General features: G+C 72.1%; 20 protein-coding genes. 12 read left to right on the top strand and 8 right to left on the bottom strand.

Features of this window, described 5'->3' with window-relative positions:
- Positions 1-88: 88 nt before the first annotated feature.
- Positions 89-946 carry an ABC transporter permease gene (locus IW249_RS05440; RefSeq protein WP_196919789.1) on the top strand — a complete coding sequence of 286 codons (858 nt, stop codon included), beginning with the start codon at positions 89-91 and terminating at the stop codon, positions 944-946.
- A gap of 214 nt (positions 947-1,160) precedes the next feature.
- Here IW249_RS05440 and IW249_RS05435 read toward each other — a convergent pair whose 3' ends face one another.
- Positions 1,161-2,339: an ABC transporter substrate-binding protein gene (locus IW249_RS05435; protein WP_196919788.1), complete on the bottom strand. Its 1,179-nt coding sequence runs from the start codon at positions 2,337-2,339 to the stop codon at positions 1,161-1,163.
- 444 nt (positions 2,340-2,783) lie between these two features.
- Between IW249_RS05435 and IW249_RS05430 the strand changes: the two genes are divergently transcribed.
- The 4 genes from IW249_RS05430 (at position 2,784) to IW249_RS05415 (ending at position 7,405) form a co-directional block, all read left to right on the top strand.
- Positions 2,784-5,942 carry a sensor histidine kinase gene (locus IW249_RS05430; RefSeq protein WP_196919787.1) on the top strand — a complete coding sequence of 1,053 codons (3,159 nt, stop codon included), beginning with the start codon at positions 2,784-2,786 and terminating at the stop codon, positions 5,940-5,942.
- A complete protein-coding gene (locus tag IW249_RS05425; protein WP_007465177.1) occupies positions 5,939-6,346 on the top strand; it encodes a roadblock/LC7 domain-containing protein in 408 nt (135 codons plus the stop codon). The genes IW249_RS05430 and IW249_RS05425 overlap by 4 nt, the downstream gene beginning before the upstream one ends.
- An 89-nt stretch (positions 6,347-6,435) precedes the next feature.
- Complete coding sequence (locus IW249_RS05420) at positions 6,436-6,801, top strand: DUF742 domain-containing protein (protein ID WP_007465174.1); 366 nt, start codon at positions 6,436-6,438, stop codon at positions 6,799-6,801.
- The gene (locus tag IW249_RS05415; protein WP_124821294.1) at positions 6,782-7,405 is read left to right on the top strand and encodes a GTP-binding protein; all 624 of its coding nucleotides are present in this window, start codon (positions 6,782-6,784) and stop codon (positions 7,403-7,405) included. Before IW249_RS05420 ends, IW249_RS05415 begins: the two co-directional genes overlap by 20 nt.
- A gap of 45 nt (positions 7,406-7,450) precedes the next feature.
- Here the strand turns inward: IW249_RS05415 and IW249_RS05410 are convergent, their stop codons facing one another.
- Genes IW249_RS05410 through IW249_RS05390 form a run of 5 tightly spaced genes read right to left on the bottom strand, consistent with a single transcriptional unit; the run spans position 7,451 to position 15,012 of the window.
- Positions 7,451-8,539 (bottom strand): uroporphyrinogen-III synthase, encoded by a 1,089-nt coding sequence (locus IW249_RS05410; protein ID WP_091402337.1) that lies wholly within the window; start codon positions 8,537-8,539, stop codon positions 7,451-7,453.
- The gene (gene nirD / locus IW249_RS05405) at positions 8,539-8,886 is read right to left on the bottom strand and encodes a nitrite reductase small subunit NirD (protein WP_196919786.1); all 348 of its coding nucleotides are present in this window, start codon (positions 8,884-8,886) and stop codon (positions 8,539-8,541) included. Before nirD ends, IW249_RS05410 begins: the two co-directional genes overlap by 1 nt.
- A complete protein-coding gene (nirB, locus tag IW249_RS05400) occupies positions 8,883-11,420 on the bottom strand; it encodes a nitrite reductase large subunit NirB (RefSeq protein ID WP_196919785.1) in 2,538 nt (845 codons plus the stop codon). The genes nirD and nirB overlap by 4 nt, the downstream gene beginning before the upstream one ends.
- Positions 11,417-12,856, bottom strand: coding sequence for an FAD-dependent oxidoreductase (locus IW249_RS05395; protein WP_196919784.1), 1,440 nt, complete (start codon positions 12,854-12,856; stop codon positions 11,417-11,419). Before IW249_RS05395 ends, nirB begins: the two co-directional genes overlap by 4 nt.
- Positions 12,853-15,012, bottom strand: coding sequence for a molybdopterin oxidoreductase family protein (locus IW249_RS05390; RefSeq protein ID WP_196919783.1), 2,160 nt, complete (start codon positions 15,010-15,012; stop codon positions 12,853-12,855). The genes IW249_RS05395 and IW249_RS05390 overlap by 4 nt, the downstream gene beginning before the upstream one ends.
- A gap of 238 nt (positions 15,013-15,250) precedes the next feature.
- Here IW249_RS05390 and IW249_RS05385 point away from each other — a divergent pair, with 238 nt between their 5' ends.
- From IW249_RS05385 to glmM, 7 genes are all read left to right on the top strand, one after another.
- A complete protein-coding gene (locus IW249_RS05385; RefSeq protein ID WP_196919782.1) occupies positions 15,251-15,946 on the top strand; it encodes a class I SAM-dependent methyltransferase in 696 nt (231 codons plus the stop codon).
- Positions 15,947-16,035: 89 nt separating this feature from the next.
- Positions 16,036-16,293 carry a DUF6364 family protein gene (locus tag IW249_RS05380; protein ID WP_091403518.1) on the top strand — a complete coding sequence of 86 codons (258 nt, stop codon included), beginning with the start codon at positions 16,036-16,038 and terminating at the stop codon, positions 16,291-16,293.
- The gene (locus IW249_RS05375; protein WP_196919781.1) at positions 16,283-16,576 is read left to right on the top strand and encodes a hypothetical protein; all 294 of its coding nucleotides are present in this window, start codon (positions 16,283-16,285) and stop codon (positions 16,574-16,576) included. The genes IW249_RS05380 and IW249_RS05375 overlap by 11 nt, the downstream gene beginning before the upstream one ends.
- A 142-nt stretch (positions 16,577-16,718) precedes the next feature.
- On the top strand, positions 16,719-18,101 hold the full coding sequence (locus IW249_RS05370) for a nitrate/nitrite transporter (RefSeq protein ID WP_196919780.1): 1,383 nt from the start codon (positions 16,719-16,721) through the stop codon (positions 18,099-18,101).
- Between the two features lie 209 nt (positions 18,102-18,310).
- The gene (gene rplM, locus IW249_RS05365; RefSeq protein ID WP_053653864.1) at positions 18,311-18,754 is read left to right on the top strand and encodes a 50S ribosomal protein L13; all 444 of its coding nucleotides are present in this window, start codon (positions 18,311-18,313) and stop codon (positions 18,752-18,754) included.
- Positions 18,755-18,774: 20 nt separating this feature from the next.
- Positions 18,775-19,248 carry a 30S ribosomal protein S9 gene (gene rpsI / locus IW249_RS05360; RefSeq protein ID WP_112626216.1) on the top strand — a complete coding sequence of 158 codons (474 nt, stop codon included), beginning with the start codon at positions 18,775-18,777 and terminating at the stop codon, positions 19,246-19,248.
- Positions 19,249-19,368: 120 nt separating this feature from the next.
- A complete protein-coding gene (gene glmM, locus IW249_RS05355) occupies positions 19,369-20,724 on the top strand; it encodes a phosphoglucosamine mutase (RefSeq protein WP_196919779.1) in 1,356 nt (451 codons plus the stop codon).
- A gap of 221 nt (positions 20,725-20,945) precedes the next feature.
- On the opposite strand, the gene IW249_RS05350 is transcribed toward glmM, so the two are convergent.
- Both IW249_RS05350 and IW249_RS05345 read right to left on the bottom strand, forming a co-directional pair.
- Positions 20,946-22,142 (bottom strand): pyridoxal phosphate-dependent aminotransferase, encoded by a 1,197-nt coding sequence (locus tag IW249_RS05350; RefSeq protein WP_196919778.1) that lies wholly within the window; start codon positions 22,140-22,142, stop codon positions 20,946-20,948.
- Positions 22,143-22,187: 45 nt separating this feature from the next.
- On the bottom strand, positions 22,188-22,778 hold the full coding sequence (locus tag IW249_RS05345; protein WP_196919777.1) for an MmpS family transport accessory protein: 591 nt from the start codon (positions 22,776-22,778) through the stop codon (positions 22,188-22,190).
- Positions 22,779-23,001 lie beyond the last annotated feature (223 nt).

Genomic DNA, 23,001 nt, shown 5'->3' with positions numbered 1-23,001 from the left:
CAGGGGGTACGTCCCGCCGGTTCCGGTGGGGCGTACCCCCGTCGCTCGTCGGCCCCCGGCGGGCCGTGGGATTTCGAGGAGGACAGAGATGACCGACGTCCGGTCAGCGGACCCGGCGGTGGCGGAACCCCCGCCCCCGAGTGCCGGCCCCGAGGCGGGGCGCACGGGTCGAGGTGCCGGTCTTCGGGCCGGGGCCGAGGCGGCGCTTCCCGCGGTCGGCATCCTGGTCGCGCTGGCGGCGTGGTGGCTGGTCGCCCGACTGGAACTGGTCCACCCTGTCGCCCTGCCGCCGCCCGGCGACGTGCTCAGCGCGTTCGTCGAGAAGCCCGCCCAGATGCTGGAGCACACCTGGGACACCACGTTGGAGATCCTGACCGGCTTCGCCCTCTCGGTGGCCGCCGGTGTGCTGATCGGGCTGTCCCTGGCCAGCTCCCGCACCGTGGAGCGGATGTTCACGCCGCTGCTGGTCGCGGTGAACGCGGTGCCGAAGATCACGCTGGGCCCGCTGTTGGTGGTGGCGCTCGGCTGGGGCCAGAAGCCGATCCTGACCATGGTGTTCCTGCTCTGCTTCTTCCCGATCGTGTTGTCCACAGCGACCGGGCTGACCACCACGCCGGCCGACCTGGCCGAACTGGTGCGGTCCTGGAACGCGTCCCGCTGGCAGGCGTTCCGCAAGGTGCGCTTCCCTGCAGCGCTGCCGCAGATCTTCGTCGGGCTCAAGGTGGCCATGCCACTGGCCGCGATCGGCGCGGTGATCGGTGAGTTCCAGGCCGGCGAGAGCGGCCTCGGTTACGTCATCACGCAGTACGCCGGTATCGGCGACGCCGCCACCGCCTGGGCGGCGATCATGCTGGTGGCGTTGGTGAGCATCCTGCTCTACTCGGCGCTCCTGCTGATCGAGCGGATCGCCCTCCCCTGGGTGCGAGAAACCACCAGCAGCCGCTAACCCAACAGAAGAAATAAACCCCAGAAACGCGAAGGGCCGGCCTCCACATGGAGGCCGGCCCGTTCCGTCGAAGCCGCAGGCGAGTCAGGTGTGGCCGACCGTGCCCGGCGGAGGGATCAAGCCTGACCGCCCGGAGCCGGGGACGGTCGGCCACACCCCACCCGGCACTCGACGAAGGGCCGGGAAACGAACCCGCCAAATAAAGGCCCCAGCGTTACCCCGCCAACCGCCAGCGACCATTGCGGGCGACAAGCGTGGTGAGCGCCTGCGGCATCAGGCCGCTGTGGTTGTCCGGCGTCATGCGGATCGGGCCGGAGAGGCCGTCCATCTGGGACGTTTCCAGCACGTCCCGGATGCCGTTGCGGTCGACCTTCCCGATCTCACCACCGGCGCGCAGTTCGGCGTCGGCGATCAGCTGGACGGCGTCGGCGGCGAACGACGAGGACCCGTTGTAGCCGCCGAAGCGTGCCGTGTAGTCCTGGAACCACTGCCGTCGCGCCGCCTTGGCCGGGGTGGTCGCGATCACGTCGTCGATCACCATGGTCTGCGTGAAGATCAGCGTGGCCTTCTCGGTCGCCTTGGCCGCCGCGCCGAGGAAGAGGTCCCCGGCCGCCCCCGCGTCGAAGTAGATCGACCCACGGAAGCTGATCTGCTGGGCGCTGGTGGCGGCCAGCGTGGCCTGCTCCGGCGGGGTCCAGAAGACCATCGCGTCGGGCTTGCCCGAGGCGAGCTGCTGGACCTGCTGGCTGACGTCGGTGTCGGTGGTCTTGATCCGCTGCTGCCGGAGCGAGATGTTGGCCTTGTCCAGCTCGTTCTTGAGTGCGGTCGCGCCCTCCTGGCCGTAGTCGTCGTCGCTGACCAGCATCCCCACCTTGCGGATGTTGTTGCGCCGCAGCTCGGTGGTCAGTGCGGCGGCGCTGTCCGGGGCGTTGGGGCCCAGCTTGAACACGTAGCGCCGTTGGGCGGCCGGCGCGGCGATCGCGCCGGAAGCGGCTAGCGCAATGGTGGGAATCCGCTTCTCGTTGATGGTCCCGACCGCTCCGACCGCGCATTCGTTGCAGCCGCCCATGATGATGGCGCTGACCTTCGAATCGCTGCTGAAGTCGACGATGTTGCGAAGTGACTCGGCCGAGTCGGAACGGTTGTCCTTCACCTTCAGGTCGATCTTCCGGCCGTTCAGTGCTCCGGAGGAGTTCAACTGCTCGACCTTGAGTTCGAGGGCGCGCTGGTATGTCCGACCAACCGTGGCGGCGGCGCCGGAGAGTTCGAGATCGGCGGCGATCACGATCGGACTCGTGTCCTGTTCCGCCTCGCCAAACTGGCAGCCGGTGAGCGTGGTGGCCACTACGGCCGATGCGAGCGCCGCGATGGTCGCGGAGCGGATGGGGCTCAACTCAGTCCTCCAGGTGCGGGCGCGGGCGCTGCCCGGTCACCGCCGCTAATCCGTCCTCAGTGGAGGACGGGATCTCCTCTGCCGTACGGTGTGCGCGAAGCCTGCAAAACCTTGCCAATGGCCGGCGCTGTGGTCAAGCGCGGACCCCGGCAGCATTTTCGGGACGGCCATCCCACATGCTGGGGTAACGCAATGTTTGCAAAAGCTCACTTTGCATACACGCGTGACCACTCTGGAGTTACATGCCCTGTTCAGGGGCTTGCGGAAATGAAGGTATCAGTTGCCCGGATCACGGGATGCGCTCCGTCCGACCGTTTCCTACCTCACTGCGGCTTCCCAAGCAGGATCATCTCTGATGAAATCGCGGCCGTGCCGCGCGTGGTCCCCTCCGCTTACGGCATGGCTCGGCGGCTCAGGCGGGGAAGAAACGACGGAGGCGATGTCGTGAGCACCGGACCGACGACCCTGCCCGCGCTCGGCGATAGCGCTCGGCCTGCGCGCCGACGGATGCCGAGACTGCGTGACGCCCGGATCCGGTCCAAGTTGGCACTGATCCTGGTGGTCCCGGTGGCGGCGGTGATCGCGCTCGCCACGGTCCGCCTGATCTCCGTCGGCGAGGGCGCCTTCGACGCCACCCGGGCCCGGTCACTGACGGCCCTCTCCATCGACGTCAGCGCCCTCACCCAGGACCTCCAGGCCGAACGGATGGCCGCGGCCGCCTACCTCGCCAATCCGCAGCAGCCGGCCGACGCGTACAACCTGCGGGTCCGCCAGACGCAGCAGCAGGTGGACCAGTACCGCACCGAACGGGGCCGGATCGGCGAGGTGCCGGCCGCCCTTCGCGACCGGCTGGCAGCCATCGACGACCACCTGGCCACCCTGGACGGCACCCGTCAGGAGGTGCTGGACCGCCGGCAGATGGCGGTCGCCGAGGCGGTGCTCCGCTACGGAGTCATCCTCACCGACCTGGTCTCGTACGGCGACGGCCTGGCCCAGCTGCCCGGCGACGAGAGCCTGGCGGACAGCCGCCGCGCGGTCTCCGCCTTCGCCCGCGCCAAGGCTTCCGTCGCCGAGGAAGAGGCCGTCGCCTTCACCGCGCTGTCGGCCGGCCAGCTCGACTCGGAGCAGTTCTCCTCCTTCGTGGCAACGTTGACCGGCCAGCAGGAGGCCCTGGTCGCCTTCTCGCTGGCCGCCGACCCGGTGCAGCGCGCCCTGGTCGACAGCACCGTCTCCGGCGATGCGGTCGGCCTGGCCGACCGGGTGGCCACCGACATCACCCGCTCGGTCGGGCAGCGTCCCCTGGTCACCGCGCAGGACGCCACAGCGGCCATCGGCGCCGTGAACGACCTGATGCGCTGGGCCGAGATCCAACTGCAGGACCGGCTGCTCCAGCAGGCCGACCAGGCGCGCTCGGACGTCATCCGGCAGGCCGTGGTCGAGTCGACCCTGGTGCTGCTGACCCTGATCATCGCCGTGTCGCTGGCCGTGGTGCTGGCCCGCTCGCTCAACCACTCGCTGCGCCGGCTGCGTGAGGGCGCCCTCTCGGTGGCCAACCACGACCTGCCCGACGCCGTGCAGCGCCTGCAGAACATGGGCAGCGTGGGTGACGGCGGGGTGGACGAGATCGTCCGCCAGGTCCGGGACCCCATCCAGCTCAACACCCGCGACGAGGTCGGCCAGGTGGCGTTGGCCTTCAACGTCGTCCACCGGGAGGCGGTGCGGGTCGCCGCCGAGCAGGCGGCACTGCGTACCAGCGTCTCGGCGATGTTCCTCAACCTGGCCCGCCGCAGTCAGACCCTGGTCGACCGGATGATCGGCGAGCTGGACGCGATCGAGCGCGGCGAGGAGGACCCGAAGCGGCTCGCGCAGCTCTTCGAACTGGACCACCTGGCCACCCGAATGCGGCGCAACGACGAGAACCTGCTGGTCCTGGCCGGCGCCGACTCCGCCGTACCGCGTCGTGACGACGCGTTGGTGGTGGATGTCCTGCGCGCCGCCCAGTCCGAGGTGGAGCTGTACAACCGCATCGAGTTCGGGACGGTGGACACCGACATCTCGGTGTCCGCGCACGCGGTCAACGACGTGGTACGTCTCGTCGCCGAACTCCTCGACAACGCCACCCGGTTCTCGCCGCCGAACACCACTGTGGTGGCCGACGGTCGGCGGATCCGCGACTACGTCCTGATCCAGATCGAGGACCGGGGTCTCGGCCTCACCGACGAGCAGCTCGACTCGCTCAACCGGCGGCTGGCCGCGCCGCCGAGCGTCGACGTCGCCGCGTTCCGGCTGATGGGTCTGGCCGTGGTGAGTCGGCTCGCCTCCCGCTACGGCATCCGTGTGGAGCTGCGCCGCAACGTCGAGGGTGGCACCGTCGCCCAGGTGACGCTGCCCGCCGCCACAGTGCTGCTGCCCACCAACCGGGGCCGCGAGCAGGTGCTCACCCGGCCGCGTCAGCCGATGGCAGTGGAGCAGAACCCGCTCACCCCGGTCGGTCACGCCGAGCAGTTCGCCGGCGCCGCCACGACGGCGGCGACGCTGCCCGACCAGTGGCGGACCAGCACGCCGGCACCGGCCCAGTGGCAGTCGCCGCTGGACTCGCGGGACACCACCCCGGCCGTACAGGCGGGTGGCTACACCGGTCCGCGCTCGCCCATGCCGCCCGCCCCCGCCGCCCCCGCCACTCCGGCACCCGCCGCCCCGCTCCCGCCGGCCCGGCCGGCCTACAGCAACGGCGCGGGCGCCTCGCTGGGCAGCCCGACAGTGGCCTACCCGACCGTCGACCCGCTGCCTCGCCGCGGTTCCATGGCGGACGCCGCGGACGGGCGCGGTGCTCAGGGCGGCCTCCCGGTCGGGCCGGTCGCCGGGCCGGGCGCGGTGGCACCGCCGGCCGCCCCACCGGCCTCCCCGCTGGCCGCGCCGCCGGTGCCGGCCGCGCCGGTGAGCACCCGGCCCGACTTCCCCGCCGAAGCTCCGATCTTCCGGGAGATGGAGGCGGTCTGGTTCCGGTCGCACGGCGACGACGCCACAGCGATCTTCACCCGGCCCAACTTCGACGAGCCTCCCTCGCCCGCCACCAGGGCGGCCGACGCCGGCCTGCGCACCGGTAACGGCGGCCAGCCGAGCGCCGCGCCCGTGCCGGCCGCGCCGCCGGCCCGACCGAAGCTGCCGACCCGCACCCCGGGCAGTTCCGGCACCGACGGCACGGCCACCCCGGGCGCCGAGGGCCTCGGCACCACAATGGACGGATTCGGAGCACGGCCGACGGCACCACCGTCGTACAACCCGCCCCTGGCCAGCCGGACGGCTCCGGCCGCGCCCGCCCCCGACCCGGAGGCCTGGCGTACGGCGGCGGACGAGGGCTGGTCCCGGGCCAGCCGGGCTGCCGAGCCGGCTCCCGCGGGGACCACCCGCTCCGGGTTGCCCAAGCGGGTGCCGCAGGCACAGCTCGTGCCGGGTGGCATCGAACCGAAGAGCGGCCGGGACCGCAGCCGGCGGACTCCGGATGAAGTACGTGGTCTGCTGTCGGCCTACCACCGCGGTGTGCAGCGCGGTCGGACGGCCGGAACGGACCTGAACAGCACCTCGACCAAGGAGAGCCGATGAACAGGCCAGCTGCCATGCAGGACATGGGTTGGCTGCTCACCAACTTCGCCGACAGCGTGGCGGGCATCGCCCACGTGGTGGCGGTGTCCGCCGACGGGCTGCTGCTCGCGTCCTCCCGGGATCTGCCGGGGGACCGGGCCGACCAGCTCGCCGCGATCACCTCCGGGGTGGTGAGCCTGACCGAGGGCGCGGCCCGGATGTTCAGCGCGGGCGGGGTGTTGCAGACAGTCATCGAGATGGACAGCGGGTACCTCTTCCTGATGTCGATCAGCGACGGCTCCTCGATGGCCGTGCTGGCCGCGCGCAGCTGCGACGTGGGCCAGGTGGGCTACGAGATGGCGCTGCTGGTCGAGCGGGTGGGTGCCGCGCTGGTGCCGCTGCCGCGCGACGCGGTGCGCTCTTAGCACCGGAAGGCGGCGCTCGTTCCGAGCGCCGGACCAGGGACGAGAGGCGGCACAGTCCGGCTCAGCGAGGGACGGGGAGGTGATCGGGGATGGACCAACGACGCGCTGACCCGCGCGGCGCACTGGTACGTCCGTACGCGGTCACCCGTGGTCGTACCGAGCCCCGGCAGGACATCGCCCTCGAGGCCGTCCTCACCGCCTCTCCCACCCAGGTCGCCGAGTCCCGCTTCGCCGGGCATGACAAACACCGCATCGCCACGGTCTGTGAGGGCCGAGCACAGTCGCTGGCGGAGATCGCCGCGTATACCCGGATGCCGCTGGGCGTCGCCCGGGTGTTGGTCGCCGACATGGTGGCCGAGAGCCTGCTGACGTTACACACTGCTGCTCCCGCCGAGGGGTTCGAGGAGCGGATGGAACTGCTTGGAAGGGTGCTAAGTGGACTTCGCAGGCTATGACCCCGCAGGGGGGCGGCCGGGCCGGGGAATCGTATCCGCGAAGATCGTCGTCGCGGGCGGCTTCGGCGTCGGTAAGACGACACTGGTCGGGGCGATCTCCGAGATCACACCGCTGACCACCGAGGCGTTGATGACCGCGGCGGGTGTCGGCATCGACGATCCGTCCAAGGTGCCGGGCAAGGAGACCACCACGGTCGCCATGGACTTCGGCCGGATCACCATGGCCCAGGACCTGATCCTGTACCTCTTCGGTACACCGGGTCAGACGCGGTTCTGGTTCATGTGGGACGAGATCATCCGTGGGGCGGTGGGTGCCGCCGTGCTGGTGGACACCCGCCGGATCACCGACGCGTTCGCCCCGCTGGACTACTTCGAGAACCGCAACCTGCCGTACGTGGTGGCGCTGAACAAGTTCGACGGCGCACCGCAGTACGAGCCGGAGGAGGTCCGCGAGGCGCTGGCCATCTCGCCGCAGGTGCCGCTGGTGATGACCGACGCCCGGCAGCGGGACTCGGTCAAGCAGGTGCTGGTGACTGTTGTCGAGCACGCCATGCTCCGGCTCCAGTCCGAGCACGGGCGGGGCTTCCCGACGCCGGTCGGCTGAACCGTCGCGTCACGGCCGGCACGCGACGGCCGGCCGTGACGCCCTTCAGTCGACCCGGAGCCGGTAGCCGCGCTTCACCACGGTCTGCACCACGCGGGGCGCGCGCAAGCCGGCCCGTAGCCGGGCCACTGCCATCTCCACTGCGTGCTCGTCCGCGCCCCGGGGCAGTGTCCGCAGCAACGCCGTGCGGGACAGCACCCGGCCCGGGGACTGGGCCAGCGCCCGCAGCACCGCCATCGGCGCGGGCGCGAGTGGCCGCAGCTCACCGTCGATCACCGCGGCGTGCCCGCGCAACGTGAGCAGATGCCCACCGGCCTTGAACGTCACGGTCCGGCGGGGCAGTTCGTCGACGATGGTCCGCACCAGCGCCCCCAACCGGGCCCGGCCGGGCGCGCTCACCGGCACCCCGCGTCGCAGCAACGGCTCGGCGGTCACCGCGCCGACGCAACTGGCCAACACGTCGCTGCGCAACGCGGACAGCACCGCGTCGGTGCGGTCACCGGCGGCCCGCAGCAACGCCTCGGCCGCTGGCGCCGAGGTGAACGTCACAGCGTCCACCAGCCGGCCGGCGATCAGGTCGATCAACCGGTGCAGCGGCGCCGGGTCGGTCGGCGGCGCCCAGCGGTAGACCGGCACCTCGATGACCGTGGCCCCGGCCGCCTCCAGCGCGAGCGTGCACTCGGGCTGCCGCTCGCCGTGCAGCTGCATGGCGATCACCTGCCCGGCCACCCCACGCCGGCGCAGGTGGTCGACCACCTCGTCGCAGCTCTCCGAGGCGGGCGACCACTGGTCGTGCAGCCCGGCCGCCCGGATCGCGCCGCGCGCCTTCGGCCCGCGCGCCACCACGTACGAGCTGGCCAGCACGGAGCGCAGCGGCTCGGCCAGCCCCCAGCCCTCGGCCGCCTCCAGCCAGCCGCGCATGCCGATGCCGGTGTTGGCCATCAGGATGTCCGGCGGTTGGTCGAGGCAGGCGCGGGTCGCCTCGCGCAGCTCGGTGTCGTCGGACAGCGGCACGATCCGCAGCGCCGGGGCGAGCACCACCCGCGCACCCCGTCGTTCGAGCAGCGCGGCCAACTCGTCGCGCCGCCGGTCGGCGGTCACCCCGATGGTGAAGCCCGCCAGTTCTTCCCGCATCAACCCTCCTGTCGCAGCCGCACCTCGACCAGCCCGTTGCGGCAACGTGCGTCGTGTCGGGCCACTGCCACCCCGGGCAGGTCGAGGCAGTGCCCGCTGCGCAGGTCGTACACCTGCTTGTGCAGCGGTGAGGCGACCGTCGGCACTCCGCCGCGGCTGCCGACGATGCCCCGGGACAGCACGTACGCCCCGGAGACCGGATCGCGGTTGTCGATCGCGAACAGCCCGTCGACCGTCCGGAAGAGTGCGATCTGCACCCCGTCGACCAGGGCGGCGACTCCCCGGTCCGGTTCCAACCGGTCGAGGAGGCAGACGGTGGTCCAGGTCAGCGTGAGGGTCTGGGTCATCGCCGTACCTCCGGTAGGCCGAGGGTGACCGGTTGCCGACGGTGACCGTTTGTCGGCTCGGATCCGGTCGGGGACTGGTCGCGTACGGGCACTGGCTGGCCGCGTTCCCGGGTGAAGGTGATCGACGGGTCGGGTACGTCGGGGGCGTTGACGAAGGAGGTGTAGCGGCGCAGCCGGTCCGGGTCGTCCAGGACGTCGCGCCACTCGTCGGAGTACGACGACACGTGCCGGGCCATCGCCGCGTCGAGGTCCTCGCAGAGCCCGAGCGAGTCGTCCACGATCACCGAGCGCAGGTGGTCGAGGCCGCCGTCCATGGCCTCGATCCAGCCGGCGGTGCGTTGCAGCCGGTCGGCGGTGCGGATGTAGTAGATCAGGAATCTGTCGATCAGCCTGATCAGCGCGTCCGTGGACAGATCGGTGGCGAACAGGTCGGCGTGCCGGGGTCGGAAACCACCGTTGCCGCCGACGTAGAGGTTCCAGCCGGTCTCGGTGGCGATGATGCCGAAGTCCTTGCTGCGCGCCTCCGCGCACTCCCGGGCGCAACCGGAGACCGCCGACTTGAGCTTGTGCGGCGCCCGCAACCCGCGATAGCGCAGCTCCAGCGCGACGGCCAGCCCCACCGAGTCCTGCACCCCGTACCGGCACCAGGTCTCGCCCACGCACGACTTCACAGTGCGCAACGCCTTGCCGTACGCGTGACCGGACTCGAAGCCAGCGTCGACCAGCCGCCGCCAGATCTGCGGCAGCTGCTCCACCCGTGCCCCGAACAGGTCGATCCGCTGCCCTCCGGTGATCTTCGTGTAGAGCTGGAAGTCCCGGGCGACCTCGCCGATCACGATCAGCTTCTCCGGGGTGATCTCGCCGCCGGGGATCCGGGGCACCACCGAGTAGCTGCCGTCGCGTTGCAGGTTTGCCAGGAAGTGGTCGTTGGTGTCCTGCAACGACGCCTGTTCGCCGTCGAGCACGTGCCCGCCGCCCAGCGAGGCGAGGATGGACGCCACCACCGGCTTGCAGATGTCGCAGCCGCGGCCCCGACCGTGCTCGGCGACCAGCCGGGAGAAGGTGCGGATGCCGCGGACGCGGACGATCTCGAACAGCTCCCGCCGGCTGACGTCGAAGTGCTCGCAGAGCGCGCTGGACTGCGCCACCCCTGCCGCGTCCAGGAGCTGCTTCAGCATCGGCACGCAGGAGCCGCAGCTGGTGCCGGCCCGGGTGCACGCCTTCAACGCCGGCACGTCCGCGCACCCGTCGGCGATGGCGGCGTCCACGTCGCCCCGGGTCACCGCGTTGCAGGAGCAGACCTGCGCGGTGGCGGGCAGCGCCCCGGCGTCCGCGCCGCCGCCGTCGGGGGCGAGCAGCGCCAGCGGCGCGGCCGGCAGCGGGCCGCCCACACTGGCGCGCAGCGTCGGGTAGGCGCTGGCGTCACCGACCAGCACCCCACCGAGCAGTGTGTGTGCGTCGTCGGAGAGGACCAGCTTCGCGTAGACCCTGGTGGCCGGGTCGGTGAACGTGACGTCCAGGCAGCCCTCGGTCGTGCCGTGGGCGTCGCCGAACGATGCCACGTCGACGCCGAGCAGCTTGAGTTTGGTGGCGGTGTCCGCGCCCGGGAAGGTCGCCGCGCCGCCGACCAGCCGATCGGCCACCACCTCGGCCGTCGCGTACCCCGGTGCGACCAGACCGTGGCAGGTGCCGTCGACCGCGGCGCACTCGCCGACGGCCCAGATCCGCTCGTCGGCGGTGCGGCAGGTCTCGTCGACGAGCACCCCGCCGCGCGGACCCAACGGCAGGCCCGCGTCCCGGGCCAACTGGTCCCGGGGCCGGATGCCGGCGGCCACCACCACCAGCTCGGCGTCGAGGGCGGTGCCGTCGGAGAGTTCCAGGGCCGCGACGCCGCCGTCCGGGCCCTGACGGATCGCTGTGGTCGCCACCCCGAGGTGGGTCCGTACGCCCAACTCGTCGACGTAGCGGCGGAGCATCGCGCCGCCGGCCTGGTCCACCTGCACCGGCATCAACCGGGGCGCGAACTCGACAACGTCGGTGCTCAGGCCGAGCAGTCGCAGGGCATTGGCGGCCTCCAGACCGAGCAGCCCACCACCGATCACCGCCCCGGCCCGCCGGCCCCGTGCGTACTCCCGGATCGCCGCCAGGTCGTCCAGGGTCCGGTAGACGAAGACCCCGGGCAGCTCCGTACCGGCCACCGGCGGCACGAAGGCGTACGACCCGGTGGCGAACACCAGCGCGTCGTAGCGGTATTCGCCGACCGCGGTGGTCACCACCTGCCGGTCCCGGTCGACGGCGGTGGCCGGCTCGCCGAGTCGCAGCCGCACCCCGTCGTGCGGGGTGTGCAGGTTGAGTTCGCTCTCACTCACCCCGTCGAAGTACGCCGAGAGCCGCACCCGGTCGTACGCCGGACGCCCCTCCTCGGCCAGCACCGTCACCCGCCAGCTGCCCTGTGGGTCGCGGGCGTGCAACGCGTCCACGAAACGCTGCCCGACCATGCCGTTGCCGATGACGATCAGATCGCCGCCGCTCATCGCGTCACCTCCACCGATTCCGCCTGGCTCAGCCAGTCGACGATGCCGCTCACCGCGTCCCGGCATCCGCCGCATCCGGTGCCGGCCCGGGTCGCGGCCACCACCGCATCGACAGTCCGGGCGCCGGAGCGCCAGCTTCTGACCAGTGCGCCCTTGCTCACCGTGTTGCACTGACAGACAGTGGCCGCGTCCGGCATCAGCGCCGGTGAGGCGGCCGGGGTCGCGCCGACCGCGCCGAGTGCCCGGCCGAGCAGCAGCGCCCGCCGGTCACTCGGCACCGGCTGACCACGGTCGAAGAGTTGGATCACAGTGCCGACCGCCGGGTTGTCGCCGAGCAGGATCGCGCCGATCAACCGCTCGTCCCGGATCCGCAACCGGGCGTACGTGCCCCGGGTCGGGTCGGCGAAGGTCAGCTCCTCGCCCGGCCCGCCACTTGCCGCGTCACCCATCGACGCCAGGTCGATGCCGGCGGCCTTCAGCCGGGTCACCACCGGCCGGGGCCGGTACCGGGCCAGTGGGTCCGTCCCGGTCAGCACGTCGGCGAGCACCTGGGCCTGGGCCCAGGCGGGCGCGACCAGCCCGGTGAGCACGCCGTCGTGCTCGGCGCAGTCGCCGATCGCCGAGATGGACCGGTCGGTGGTGCGGAGCCTGTCGTCCACCACCACGCCGCGCCGCACCGTCAGGCCGGCGGCCTGCGCGAGGGCGGTGTCCGGGCGTACGCCGCAGGAGAGCACCAGCAGATCGGCGCGGAGCGATCGGCCGTCGGCCAGGTCGAGGCGGACACCACTGGCGTCCGCGGCCACGCCGGTCGCCGACACCCCCAGTTGGACGGTGACGCCGAAACCGGCGAGCGTGCCCGCGAGCACCGCGCCGGCCGCCGGGTCCAGTTGCCGTTCCATCAGGTGCTCTCTCGGGTGCACCACTGTGGTGGCCAGCCCCCGGGTGGCCAGCCCCCGCGCGGCCTCCAGACCGAGCAGCCCGCCGCCGAGGACCAGCGCGCTGCGGGCGCCGTCCGCGGCGGCGAGGATCCGCCGGCAGTCGTCAAGGGTCCGGAAGGGGACCACCCGCTCCGGCAGGTTCGCCGGGTCGAGGCCGGGAAGCGTCGGCACCACCGCCCGCGCGCCGGTGGCCAGCACCAGGTGGTCGTACCCGATTCGTTCGCCGTCGTCGGTACGGACCTCCCGGGCGGACCGGTCGACGGCGACCACCGGTACGCCGCTGCGCAGGTCGACGCCGTGCCCGGCGGCTTCGGTCAGCTCCACGTCCGGCTCGTCGATCCGGCCGGCCAGCAGGGTGGAGAGCAGGATCCGGTTGTACGCGCGGTGCGGCTCGGCCCCGAGCACTGTGACCTTCCGGTCTCCCTCCCGGGCGTGCAGCTCGCCGGCGAGGCGCGCGCCCGCCATCCCGTTGCCGACGATGACCACCCGGGCGGTCATGCCTTCTCCACCCGGACGGCGCAGATCTTGAACTCGGGCATCCCGGAGATCGGGTCCACCGCGTCGTTTGTCACCGAGTTGGCGCGTCCCGCTCCCGCGTAGTGGAACGGGGCGAACACGGTGTCGGGTCGGATTCCGGCGCTGAGCCGGGCCGGAGCGCGGAACTCTCCCCGGCGTGAGGTGACCCGGACCGGGTCGCCGTCGTCGATGCCCAGCCGGGCGGCCAGGTCGGGGTGCAGTTCGACGAACGCCTCCGGGGCGGCGCGCCGCAGCGCTGCCACCCGTCGGGTCTGGGTGCCCGACTGGTACTGGGCCAGCACCCGCCCGGTGGTGAAGTGCAGTGGGTACGTGGCGCAGACCTGCTCGGCGGCTGGCCGGTGGTCGACGGGGTGGAAGCGGGCCCGGCCGTCCGGGGTGGCGAACCGGTCGGCGAACAGTCGTGGCGTGTCCGGCCCGTCCTCGGTCGGGCAGGGCCAGTAGACCCCGTCGTCGGCGTCGATCCGGTCCCAGCTGATGCCGGCGTAGTCGGCGGCCCCACCGGCGGAGGCGCGGCGCAGCTCGGCGAAGACGGTGGCCGGGTCGGCCGGGAACCGGGCCGCCGCGACGGCGGCCGGTCGCACGCCGGCCGGGTCGGCGTCCGTCGCTTCGGTGGCGGCCAGCCGCGCCGCCAGGTCGGAGATGATGGCGAGGTCGGTTCGGACGCCGGGCGGGGGCGGACGTAGTGCGCGCCGACGCAGCACCCGACCCTCCAGGTTGGTCATGGTGCCGTCCTCCTCGGCCCACTGAGCGGTGGGCAGCACCACGTCCGCCAGCGCGGCCGTCTCGGAGAGCATCAGGTCGGCGACGACCAGCAGGTCGAGGTCGCGCAGTCGGCCCTCGATCCGGGCCGCGCGGGGTGCCGAGACCACCGGGTTCGACCCGAACACCAGCATCGCGCGCGGGCCACCCGGAGTGCCGAGCGAGTCGAGCAGTTGGTAGGCGGGCACTCCCGGGCCGGGCAGATCGTCGGCCGGCACGCCCCACACCCCGGCCACGTGCTCCCGGGCGGCCGGGTCGTCGATCTTCCGGTAGCCGGGAAGCTGGTCGGCCTTCTGCCCGTGCTCCCGTCCGCCCTGGCCGTTGCCCTGGCCGGTGAGGCAGCCGTACCCCGAACCGTCGCGGCCGGGCAGGCCGAGGGCGAGGGCGAGATTGACGTACGCGGTGACGGTGTCCACCCCCTTGGCGTGCTGCTCCGCGCCGCGCGCGGTCAGGATGATCACGCGACCCCCGGTGCCCAGCGCGCGGGCGGTCGCCTCCAGGTCGGCCACCGGCACCCCGGAGAGCTGTTCGGCGCGGGCCGGCCACCAGGCGGCGACGCCGCGGCGGACCGCGTCGAAGCCGGTGGTGCGGTCGGCCACGTAGGCCCGGTCGACCCAACCCTCGGTGAGGGCGATGTGCAGCAGCGCGTTGGCCACCGCGAGGTCGGTGCCGGGCAGCGGTTGCAGGTGCAGGTCGGCCTGACGGGCGGTGGCGGTGACCCGGGGGTCGATGACGATCAGTTTTCCGCCGTTGCGGCGCTGCTCGGTGAGCCAGCGCACCAGCGGCGGCATGGTCTCCGCCGGGTTCGCGCCGACCAGCAGCAGGGTGTCGGCCCGGCCCAGGTCGGCGAGGGGGAACGGCAGCCCGCGGTCGATGCCGAAGGCGCGCATCCCGGCGGCTGCCGCCGAGGACATGCAGAACCGTCCGTTGTAGTCGATGTGCCGGGTGCGCAGCCCGATCCGGGCGAACTTTCCCAACGCGTACGCCTTCTCGTTGGTCAGGCCACCACCGCCGAACACGGCGACGGCGTCCCGGCCGGCGTCGTGCTGAACGGCGCGGATGCCGGCGACCACCCGGTCGAGCGCGGTGTCCCAGCTCGCCGGTTGCAGCGCGCCGGTGACCAGGTCGCGCACCAGCGGGGTGGTCAGCCGCTCCGGGTGGTCGAGCAGTTCGGCGGCGGTCCAACCCTTCTGGCAGAGCCCGCCCCGGTTGGTGGGGAACTGGCGCGGGTGGACCGTCACCCCGGCGTCGTCCGCGCGCAGTGTCATCCCGCACTGCAGGGCGCAGTACGGGCAGTGCGTCGCCACCTCCCGGGGCGTCCGCCCCGGTGTAGTTGCCGACCGTGCACCGTCTGTCATGTCGGGAAAGCGTGCCGCCGGGCGGTTTCCGGTCCGGGTCCCTTCTGTTTCGGTCCTGTCAAGTGGGGCTCACACCGCACGGGGGCAGCGGGTGTGACGGATGGGTGGTGGCGTCCGACCTGCCACCCCCCGGCCGCGACCAGCGCCGCTCGTGTCCCACGGAGCGGTCGGTGCCGTGCTCGACCGAACGCCATCGCTTACTATGTGGGAAAATTGTCTCACTAAATGGGAGATAGCGATGAGCGTGACGGACGTGTTCGACGCGGTGGCCGGCACCTACGACGAGGCGCGCAGGCGGCTGATCCCGTGCTTCGACGCCTTCTACGGCACCGCCGTCCAGGTGGCCACACCGCCGCTGCGCGCCGCGCTCGCCGCCGGGCGTACCCCGGAGGTGTTGGATCTGGGAGCCGGCACCGGCCTGCTCTCGCTGCTGCTGTCCGCCGCGGTGCCCGGAGTCCGGCTGACCCTGGTGGACGGAGCACCGGCGATGCTCGCCCGCGCCACCGACCAGTTGGACGCGCGGTCCGTGCCGCACCGGACGGTCCACGCCGACCTGGCCGACGAGTTGCCGCCGGGCCGGTACGACGCGGTGGTCAGCGCGCTGGCGATCCACCACCTGGACGACGCCGGCAAGCGGGCGCTCTACCGGCGGGCCGCCGCCGCGCTGGCGCCGGGCGGGGTGTTCGTCAACGCCGAGCAGGTCGCCGGCCCGACCCCGGAGCTGGACCGGCGCTACGACGAGGTGTGGCTGGCGGGGATCACCGAGCGGGGCGCGTCCCCCGACGAGATCGCGGGCTCCCGGGAACGGATGCGCCACGACCGCCCGGCGACAGTGGCCGACCAGTGCCGGTGGCTCGCCGAGGCGGGCCTGGCCGACGTCGACTGCTACTTCAAGGAGTGGCGTTTCGCGGTGTTCGGCGGTCGGGCCCGGTAGGCCCGCCGGAATGTGCGTTTCGCCGCCCGGGGGTGAGCCGCTGATCGCGGGGATGACTGTTGGTCACACCGGTGGGTAATCTGCTCGGCATGACTGCCAAGGTGACTCTCTCGTTCACGGACGAGACGATCGAGGAAGCGCGGCGGTTCGCCAAGCGCGAGGGGCTGTCGCTCTCCGCGTGGATGGACCAGGCCGCCCGGGAGAAGGCGCTGCGCGAGGTCTTCACCGCGCATGCCGCCGCCGTGGGCCGCGCCAGCCTTGATCTGGAGTCCGCCGCCCTCGCCGACGCCCGCGAGGTGGGCATGGTCAACGACCTGTTCTCCGGCGGACGGCCGCGTGCTGCGTAGGGGTGAGATCTGGCGCATCGAGGGCGCCCGGGAACGCCTCGGCCTCGTGATCAGCTCGGACGTCTACAACTCCACAGACGTGCCCATCGTGATCGTGGTCGAGGTGGTCGAGGAGTCGCTGCTGCGGGACTCGCCGCTCGCCGTCGCGATGGGCAGGTACGGGGTGATGCCCGACCGGATCTCCTCGCCCATGAAGAAGTGGTTCACCGAGTGCGTGGACGTCGCCGACACCGACACGATGCTGAGGGTCGGCCGCGCGCTGCGCATCCTCCAGCAGCTCTGACCGCGCCGCCGCGGTGGAGTGCTCACCATCGCCGTCGGCCGGTGGTGCGATCCCCGTTTCCGGCCCGACCCGCGACGGGCACTGCCAGGTAACCGGGCGTTCCTAGCGTTTGCCCTCGTCACATCGACGAGGAGGAGCCGCCGTGAGCACGCTCACCAGCACCGCAGTCACCGCCGAGCCGCCTGCCGTCACCGGTCGCCGGCAACCGTTGCACGACTGGCGCCCCGAGGACCCGGACTTCTGGCAGGCCACCGGCGCGCCGATCGCGCGCCGCAACCTCTGGGTCTCGATCTTCGCGGAGCACGTCGGCTTCTCGGTGTGGAGTCTCTGGTCGGTCACCGTGCTCTTCCTCGGCCCCGCGTACGGCATCGATCCGGCCGGGAAGTTCCTGCTCACCGCCGTGCCGGCCGCGTTGGGCGCGGTGCTGCGGCTGCCGTACACGCTGGCGGTGGCCCGCTTCGGCGGGCGACGCTGGACGATCATCAGCGCCCTGCTGTTGCTGGTGCCCGCGGTGCCGATGACGGTGCTGCTGGAACCCGGGGTGTCCTACTCCACCCTGATGGTGCTCGCCTGCCTCACCGGGGTCGGTGGCGGCAACTTCGCCTCCTCGATGGCGAACATCAACCTGTTCTATCCGCAGCGGCTCAAGGGGCGGGCGCTCGGGCTCAACGCCGGTGGCGGCAACCTGGGCGTACCCGCCGTGCAGCTGGTCGGCCTGGCGGTCCTCGCCACCGCGGGCGCCGCGTACCCCCGGTTGGTGCCGGCGGTCTACCTGCCGCTGATCGTGTTGGCCGCGCTGGCGGCGGCCCGCTGGTTGGACACGGTGCCCGGGGCGCGCAACGAGCCGGGCGCGCTGCGTGAGGCGGCCCGCGACCCGCACACCTGGGTGATGTCGCTGCTCTACATCGGCACCTTCGGCTCGTTCATCGGCTTCGGGTTCGCCTTCGGTCAGGTGCTCCAGCTCCAGTTCGCCGAGCGGTTCCCCACCCCGGTCGACGCCGCCTGGCTGACCTTCCTGGGCCCGCTTGTCGGTTCGCTGATCCGGCCGCTGGGCGGGCACCTCGCCGACCGGTTGGGCGGGGCCCGGGTGACCTTCTGGAACTTCGTGGCGATGGCGGCCGGCGCGAGCACCGTGCTCTACGCGGCCCGGGAGCGATCGTTCGAGCTCTACCTGGCCGGGTTCCTGGCCCTCTTCGTCTTCTCCGGCGTCGGCAACGGCTCCACGTACAAGATGATCCCGGCGATCTTCCGGGCCCGGTCGGCGGACGCGGTGGCGACGGGTCAGCGTGATCCGGAGGCTGCCGCCCGGTGGGCGCGGCGGATGACCGGCGCGTTGATCGGCATCGCGGGTGCGATCGGCGCCTTCGGCGGGGTGCTTGTCAACATCGCGTTCCGCCAGTCGTTCCTCAGCTCGGGCAACGCCGACGCCGCCTACCTGGCCTTCATCGGCTGGTACGCGTTGTGCTTCGCGGTCACCTGGGTCGTCTACCGTCGTCCGAGGGCCGGTCGACTCGCCAACGTGTGAGCTGAGCCACCCTCGGCGCGTCGCCGCGCGGGACCGCACCCCCGTTTTGACCTGCGGACGGGGCGCCGGGTATCGTTGCCTGCTGTTGTACGACATCCAGAGGCGTGCCCCATCAGGTACGCTTGGTCGTTCGTGCGCGCTGGTCCGGCCTGCTAGATCTGGTCACCTCGGCGCGCGACCCCAGACCGACGACGAGACAAGGTAGACCTGTGCGTACGTACAGCCCGAAGCCGGGTGAGATCGAGCGTCAGTGGCACGTCATCGACGCCTCTGATGTCGTGCTGGGCCGCCTGGCCACCCACGCCGCCACGTTGCTGCGTGGTAAGCACAAGCCGACTTTCGCGCCGCACGTCGACACGGGCGACTTCGTCGTCATCGTGAACGCGGGCAAGGTTGCGCTGACCGGCAACAAGCGCCAGACCAAGGTCGCTTACCGCCACTCCGGTTACCCGGGTGGTCTGAAGCAGATCGGCTACGACGAGCTGCTGACCAAGCGTCCCGAGCGAGCCATCGAGCTGGCTGTGAAGGGGATGCTCCCGCACAACAAGCTCGGCCGTCAGCTGATCAAGAAGCTGAAGGTCTACGCCGGTGCCGAGCACCCGCACCTCGCGCAGCAGCCGGTGCCGTTCGAGATCAAGCAGATCGCGCAGTGAGCGCGGGCGAAGGAAGCAGCATGACCGACATCATCGAGACCGAGGTCGCCCCGGAAGCCCCTGAGGCCACCGAGGCGCCGGCGCCCGTTGCCCGCGCGCCTCGTGGTGACCGGCCGATCCAGACCGTGGGCCGCCGCAAGGAGGCCATCGTCCGGGTCCGCATCGTCCCGGGCACCGGCAAGATCACCTGCAACGGCCAGGACCTCGAGGCCTACTTCCCGAGCAAGGTGCACCAGCAGCTCATCAAGGACCCGCTGGTCACCGCCGAGAAGCTCGAGCAGTTCGACGTCATCGCGAACCTGCGTGGCGGCGGCACCACCGGCCAGGCCGGTGCGCTGCGGCTGGGCATCGCCCGCGCGCTGATCATCAACGAGCCGGACGACCGCCCGGCCCTGAAGAAGGCCGGCTTCCTCACCCGTGACGCCCGGGTCAAGGAGAGCAAGAAGTACGGCCTCAAGAAGGCCCGTAAGGCTCCCCAGTACTCGAAGCGCTGATCTTTCCCAGCGCGTTGTACTTCTGACGGACGGCCGGTCCGCCTCCCCCTCGTCGGGGGGAGGTGGGTCGGCCGTTCCGCTTTCTCCTCACTGGCAGTGCTCTTTCGGAGGTTGGCGGGTATGGGTCGGTTGTTCGGCACTGACGGCGTACGCGGGCGGGCGAACGCGGATCTCACCCCGGAGCTGGCGTTGGCGCTCGCGGTGGCTGCCGCGCACACTCTCGCCGAGACGGACCGCAGCCATCCGCCGCTCGCCGTCGTCGGCCGGGACACCCGCGCCAGCGGCGAGATGCTGGAGGCCGCCGTGGTCGCCGGGCTGACCAGTGCCGGCGCCAACGTGGTGCGGGTCGGCGTGCTGCCTACCCCCGCGGTGGCGTTCCTCACCGCCGAGGCCAAGGCCGACCTGGGTGTGATGCTCTCCGCGTCACACAACCCGATGCCGGACAACGGCATCAAGCTCTTCGCCGCCGGTGGGCACAAGCTGCCCGACGAGATCGAGATGCAGATCGAGGCGGCCGTCGAGACGAACGCCACCACCGCCTGGGACCGCCCGATCGGTGCCGGCGTCGGCCGGGTGCACGACCTGCTCGACGGTGCCGACCACTACGTCCAGCACCTGGTGGGCACCGTTCCGCACCGGCTCGACGGGATCAAGGTCGTTGTCGACTGCGCCAACGGCGCCGCCGCCGAGGTCGCCCCCGTCGCCTACCGGGAGGCCGGCGCGGAGGTCATCGCCATCCACGCGGAGCCCGACGGGCTGAACATCAACGACGACTGTGGCTCCAACCACATCGAGGCGCTGCGCGCCGCAGTGGTCGAGCACGGCGCCCACCTGGGCATCGCCCACGACGGCGACGCCGACCGCTGCCTGGCGGTCACCGCCGACGGCGACGAGGTCGACGGCGACCAGGTCATGGCGATCCTCGCGCTGGCCATGCGGGACGCCGGCACGCTCACCCAGGACACCCTGGTGGCCACCGTGATGAGCAACCTCGGGCTGCGGCTCGCGATGTCCGCGCAGGGCATCCGCCTGATCGAGACCAAGGTCGGCGACCGGTACGTGCTGGAGGAGCTGCGCGCCTCCGGGCTGGCGCTCGGCGGTGAGCAGAGCGGCCACATCGTCATGCCCGCGCACGCCACCACCGGCGACGGGGTGCTCACCGGCCTACACCTGATGGCTCGGATGGCGGCCACCGGCCAGTCCCTCGCCGAGCTGGCCTCGGTGGTCACCAAGCTGCCCCAGGTGCTGATCAACGTGCCGGTCGGTGACCGGACCGTCGGCGCCGCCGCACCCGTCGTGCGAGCAGAGGTCGAGCGGGCCGAGGCGGAGCTGGGGGAGACCGGCCGGGTGCTGCTGCGCCCGTCGGGCACCGAGCCGCTGGTCCGGGTGATGGTCGAGGCGGCCACCGAGGCGACCGCCCGTGAGGTGGCCGAGCGGATCGCCGAGCTGGTCCGCACCGCGAGCCCGGTCGCCTAGGGCCTGTTTCATAAGGGCGGTCGAGCCGAGGCGGAGTCCGGGCGGCGATCCGGCAAGGCGCGGTTCCGGCCGGATACCGGTGTTGTATCCGGCCGAAACCGCAACGCCGCCGGTCGTCGTCCGGGCCCGCCGCAGGCCGGCCAGTTCTTATGAAACAGGCCCTAGGTCAATTGGACGCTGTGGAGCTGAACCGTTGACGGCATCAGCTCCACAGCTCGACGTCAGCCGCTCGGGGTCAGGGCGCGCAGCCGGGTGACCGCCTCGGTCAGCACCTCGGGGCGCTTGCAGAAGGCGAACCGGACGAGCCGCCGACCCGCGTCGACGTCGTCGTAGAAGACCTGGGTCGGCACCGCCACCACACCGCAGCGCTCCGGCAACGAGCGGCAGAACTCCACCCCGTCCCGGCCGCCGAGGGCGGTGATGTCGGCGGTGACGAAGTACGTCCCCTCCGAGTCGAGCACCTCGAACCCGGCGTCGGTCAGACCACCGACGAGCTGGTCACGCCGCTGCTGGAGACTGTCCCGGAAGCCGGTGTAGTAGTCGTCCGGCAGGGCCAGCGCCACGGCCACCGCCGGTTGCAGCGGCGCGGCGTTGACATAGGTGAGGAACTGCTTCACCCGGAGCACCGCCGAGACCAGCGCCGCCGGGCCGCTCGCCCAGCCGACCTTCCACCCCGTGCAGGAGAACGTCTTGCCGGCCGACGAGATGCGCAGCGTCCGCTCCCGCATCCCGGGCAGGCTGGCCAGCGGCACGTGCGGGCTCGCCGCGTCCGTGAAGACCAGGTGCTCGTACACCTCGTCGGTGACCGCGTACGCGCCGAACTCCTGGCACAACTCGGCGACCTGCGCCAACTCGGCCGGAGTGAAGACCTTCCCGGTCGGATTGTGCGGAGAGTTCAGCAGCACCAGCCGGGTGCGCGGACCGAACGCCGCACGCAACGCCGCCGGGTCGAAGTCGTACCGGCCGTCGGCAGTGGGACGCAGCGTCACCGGTCGGCGGACCGCGCCGGCCAGCGCGATCGAGGCGGCGTACGAGTCGTAGTACGGCTCGAAGCACACCACCTCGTCGCCCGGTTCGCAGAGCGCGAGGATGCTCGCCGCCACCGCCTCGGTCGCGCCCGCCGTGATCACGATCTCGCCGTCCGGGTCGTACTCCAGGTCGTGGAAGCGCCGCTGATGGGCCGCGACGGCCGCGCGCAGGGCGGGGATCCCCGGGCCGGGCGGGTACTGGTTCTGCCCGCCGCGCAGCGCCTCGGCAGCGGCGGCCAGCATCTCCGGCGGGCCGTCGGTGTCGGGGAAGCCCTGCCCGAGGTTGACCGCGCCGGTGCGTACGGCGAGGGCGGACATCTCGGCGAAGATCGTCGTGCCGAACGGCCGCATCCGGGCCACCAGCGGGTCGACATCGGTGCTCGTCGTCACACCCGCCAGCCTACGGGCCAGCCGGGTCAACTCGACCCCGGCGGTTCAGCCGAAGCAGCTGGCCCGCCACGCCGCTCCGCTGACCCGTTCCGTCACCGGCGTGCCACCGTCGACGGTGACGGAGCAGGCCATCGAATCTCCGGTGCCGACGGTCCTGCTGACCTGCACCAACACCTGGTCCCGTCGGTCCGTGCGAATGTTCGTGCGCCACGGCAGCTGCACCGCGTCCAGCCAGATTTTTTCGCCGTTCGCGTCGTCGTAGAGGATGTCGGCCCGCCCCTGTCCGGTCACCTCGTAGACCACCTGCACCTGACCGGGGCCGGTGGACGGCGTGGTCGCGGGTCGAGCCGAGGCGTTCTGCGTCGGCTCCGGGGTGGTGACCGTCGGAGCCGCAGTCTGCCGGGGATCGGCGGTGAGCGACTCGGCCGGGGGCTGGTCGTCGGGCCGGAGCAGCGCGTACCCGCCGAGACCGCCGAGCAGGAGCGCCACCGCGATGGCCGCGCTGGTCAGCACCCGCCGGTGGGGGTGTGGGTCGCCGGGCTGGGGCTCGACGCCGGTGGGCGGAACCGGGGCGGCATCGGGCCGCGCCGACGGATCGGGCGATGACGGATCGGAGGGTGGGGTTCCCTCGGGCATGACTGCTCCAGTCGGGATGAGCGGACAACCGCACAAGCGGTTCGCCCGGGCTTCGCAGGGGCGCGGCAGAGCCTACCCAAGGGAGGTGACGCACCTTCCGTCACTTTCGCCTCGGCAGCCACTGTGCCTGGGGGTGGCGTGGACGCGGGTGGGTCACCGGTGAGCCGGTGCCCGCCCCGCTGCTTGCGGCCTCGCTGTACGGGTAGACGGGAGCCGCGGCCCG

It is taken from the genome of Micromonospora vinacea, from assembly GCF_015751785.1.
Taxonomy (GTDB): domain Bacteria; phylum Actinomycetota; class Actinomycetes; order Mycobacteriales; family Micromonosporaceae; genus Micromonospora; species Micromonospora vinacea.
The sequence above is the reverse complement of the archived record's forward strand: the minus strand, read 5'-3'. Positions and strand labels throughout refer to the sequence as shown.

What these genes read in the sequence shown, in the direction of transcription:
- IW249_RS05440 (WP_196919789.1), top strand. Translation starts at nt 89, where the DNA reads ATGACCGACGTCCGGTCAGCGGACCCGGCGGTGGCGGAACCCCCGCCC.
- IW249_RS05425 (WP_007465177.1), top strand. Translation starts at nt 5,939, where the DNA reads ATGAACAGGCCAGCTGCCATGCAGGACATGGGTTGGCTGCTCACCAAC.
- IW249_RS05420 (WP_007465174.1), top strand. Translation starts at nt 6,436, where the DNA reads ATGGACCAACGACGCGCTGACCCGCGCGGCGCACTGGTACGTCCGTAC.
- IW249_RS05410 (WP_091402337.1), bottom strand. Translation starts at nt 8,539, where the DNA reads ATGCGGGAAGAACTGGCGGGCTTCACCATCGGGGTGACCGCCGACCGG.
- nirD (WP_196919786.1), bottom strand. Translation starts at nt 8,886, where the DNA reads ATGACCCAGACCCTCACGCTGACCTGGACCACCGTCTGCCTCCTCGAC.
- nirB (WP_196919785.1), bottom strand. Translation starts at nt 11,420, where the DNA reads ATGAGCGGCGGCGATCTGATCGTCATCGGCAACGGCATGGTCGGGCAG.
- IW249_RS05395 (WP_196919784.1), bottom strand. Translation starts at nt 12,856, where the DNA reads ATGACCGCCCGGGTGGTCATCGTCGGCAACGGGATGGCGGGCGCGCGC.
- IW249_RS05390 (WP_196919783.1), bottom strand. Translation starts at nt 15,012, where the DNA reads ATGACAGACGGTGCACGGTCGGCAACTACACCGGGGCGGACGCCCCGG.
- IW249_RS05385 (WP_196919782.1), top strand. Translation starts at nt 15,251, where the DNA reads ATGAGCGTGACGGACGTGTTCGACGCGGTGGCCGGCACCTACGACGAG.
- IW249_RS05380 (WP_091403518.1), top strand. Translation starts at nt 16,036, where the DNA reads ATGACTGCCAAGGTGACTCTCTCGTTCACGGACGAGACGATCGAGGAA.
- rpsI (WP_112626216.1), top strand. Translation starts at nt 18,775, where the DNA reads ATGACCGACATCATCGAGACCGAGGTCGCCCCGGAAGCCCCTGAGGCC.
- glmM (WP_196919779.1), top strand. Translation starts at nt 19,369, where the DNA reads ATGGGTCGGTTGTTCGGCACTGACGGCGTACGCGGGCGGGCGAACGCG.
- IW249_RS05345 (WP_196919777.1), bottom strand. Translation starts at nt 22,778, where the DNA reads ATGCCCGAGGGAACCCCACCCTCCGATCCGTCATCGCCCGATCCGTCG.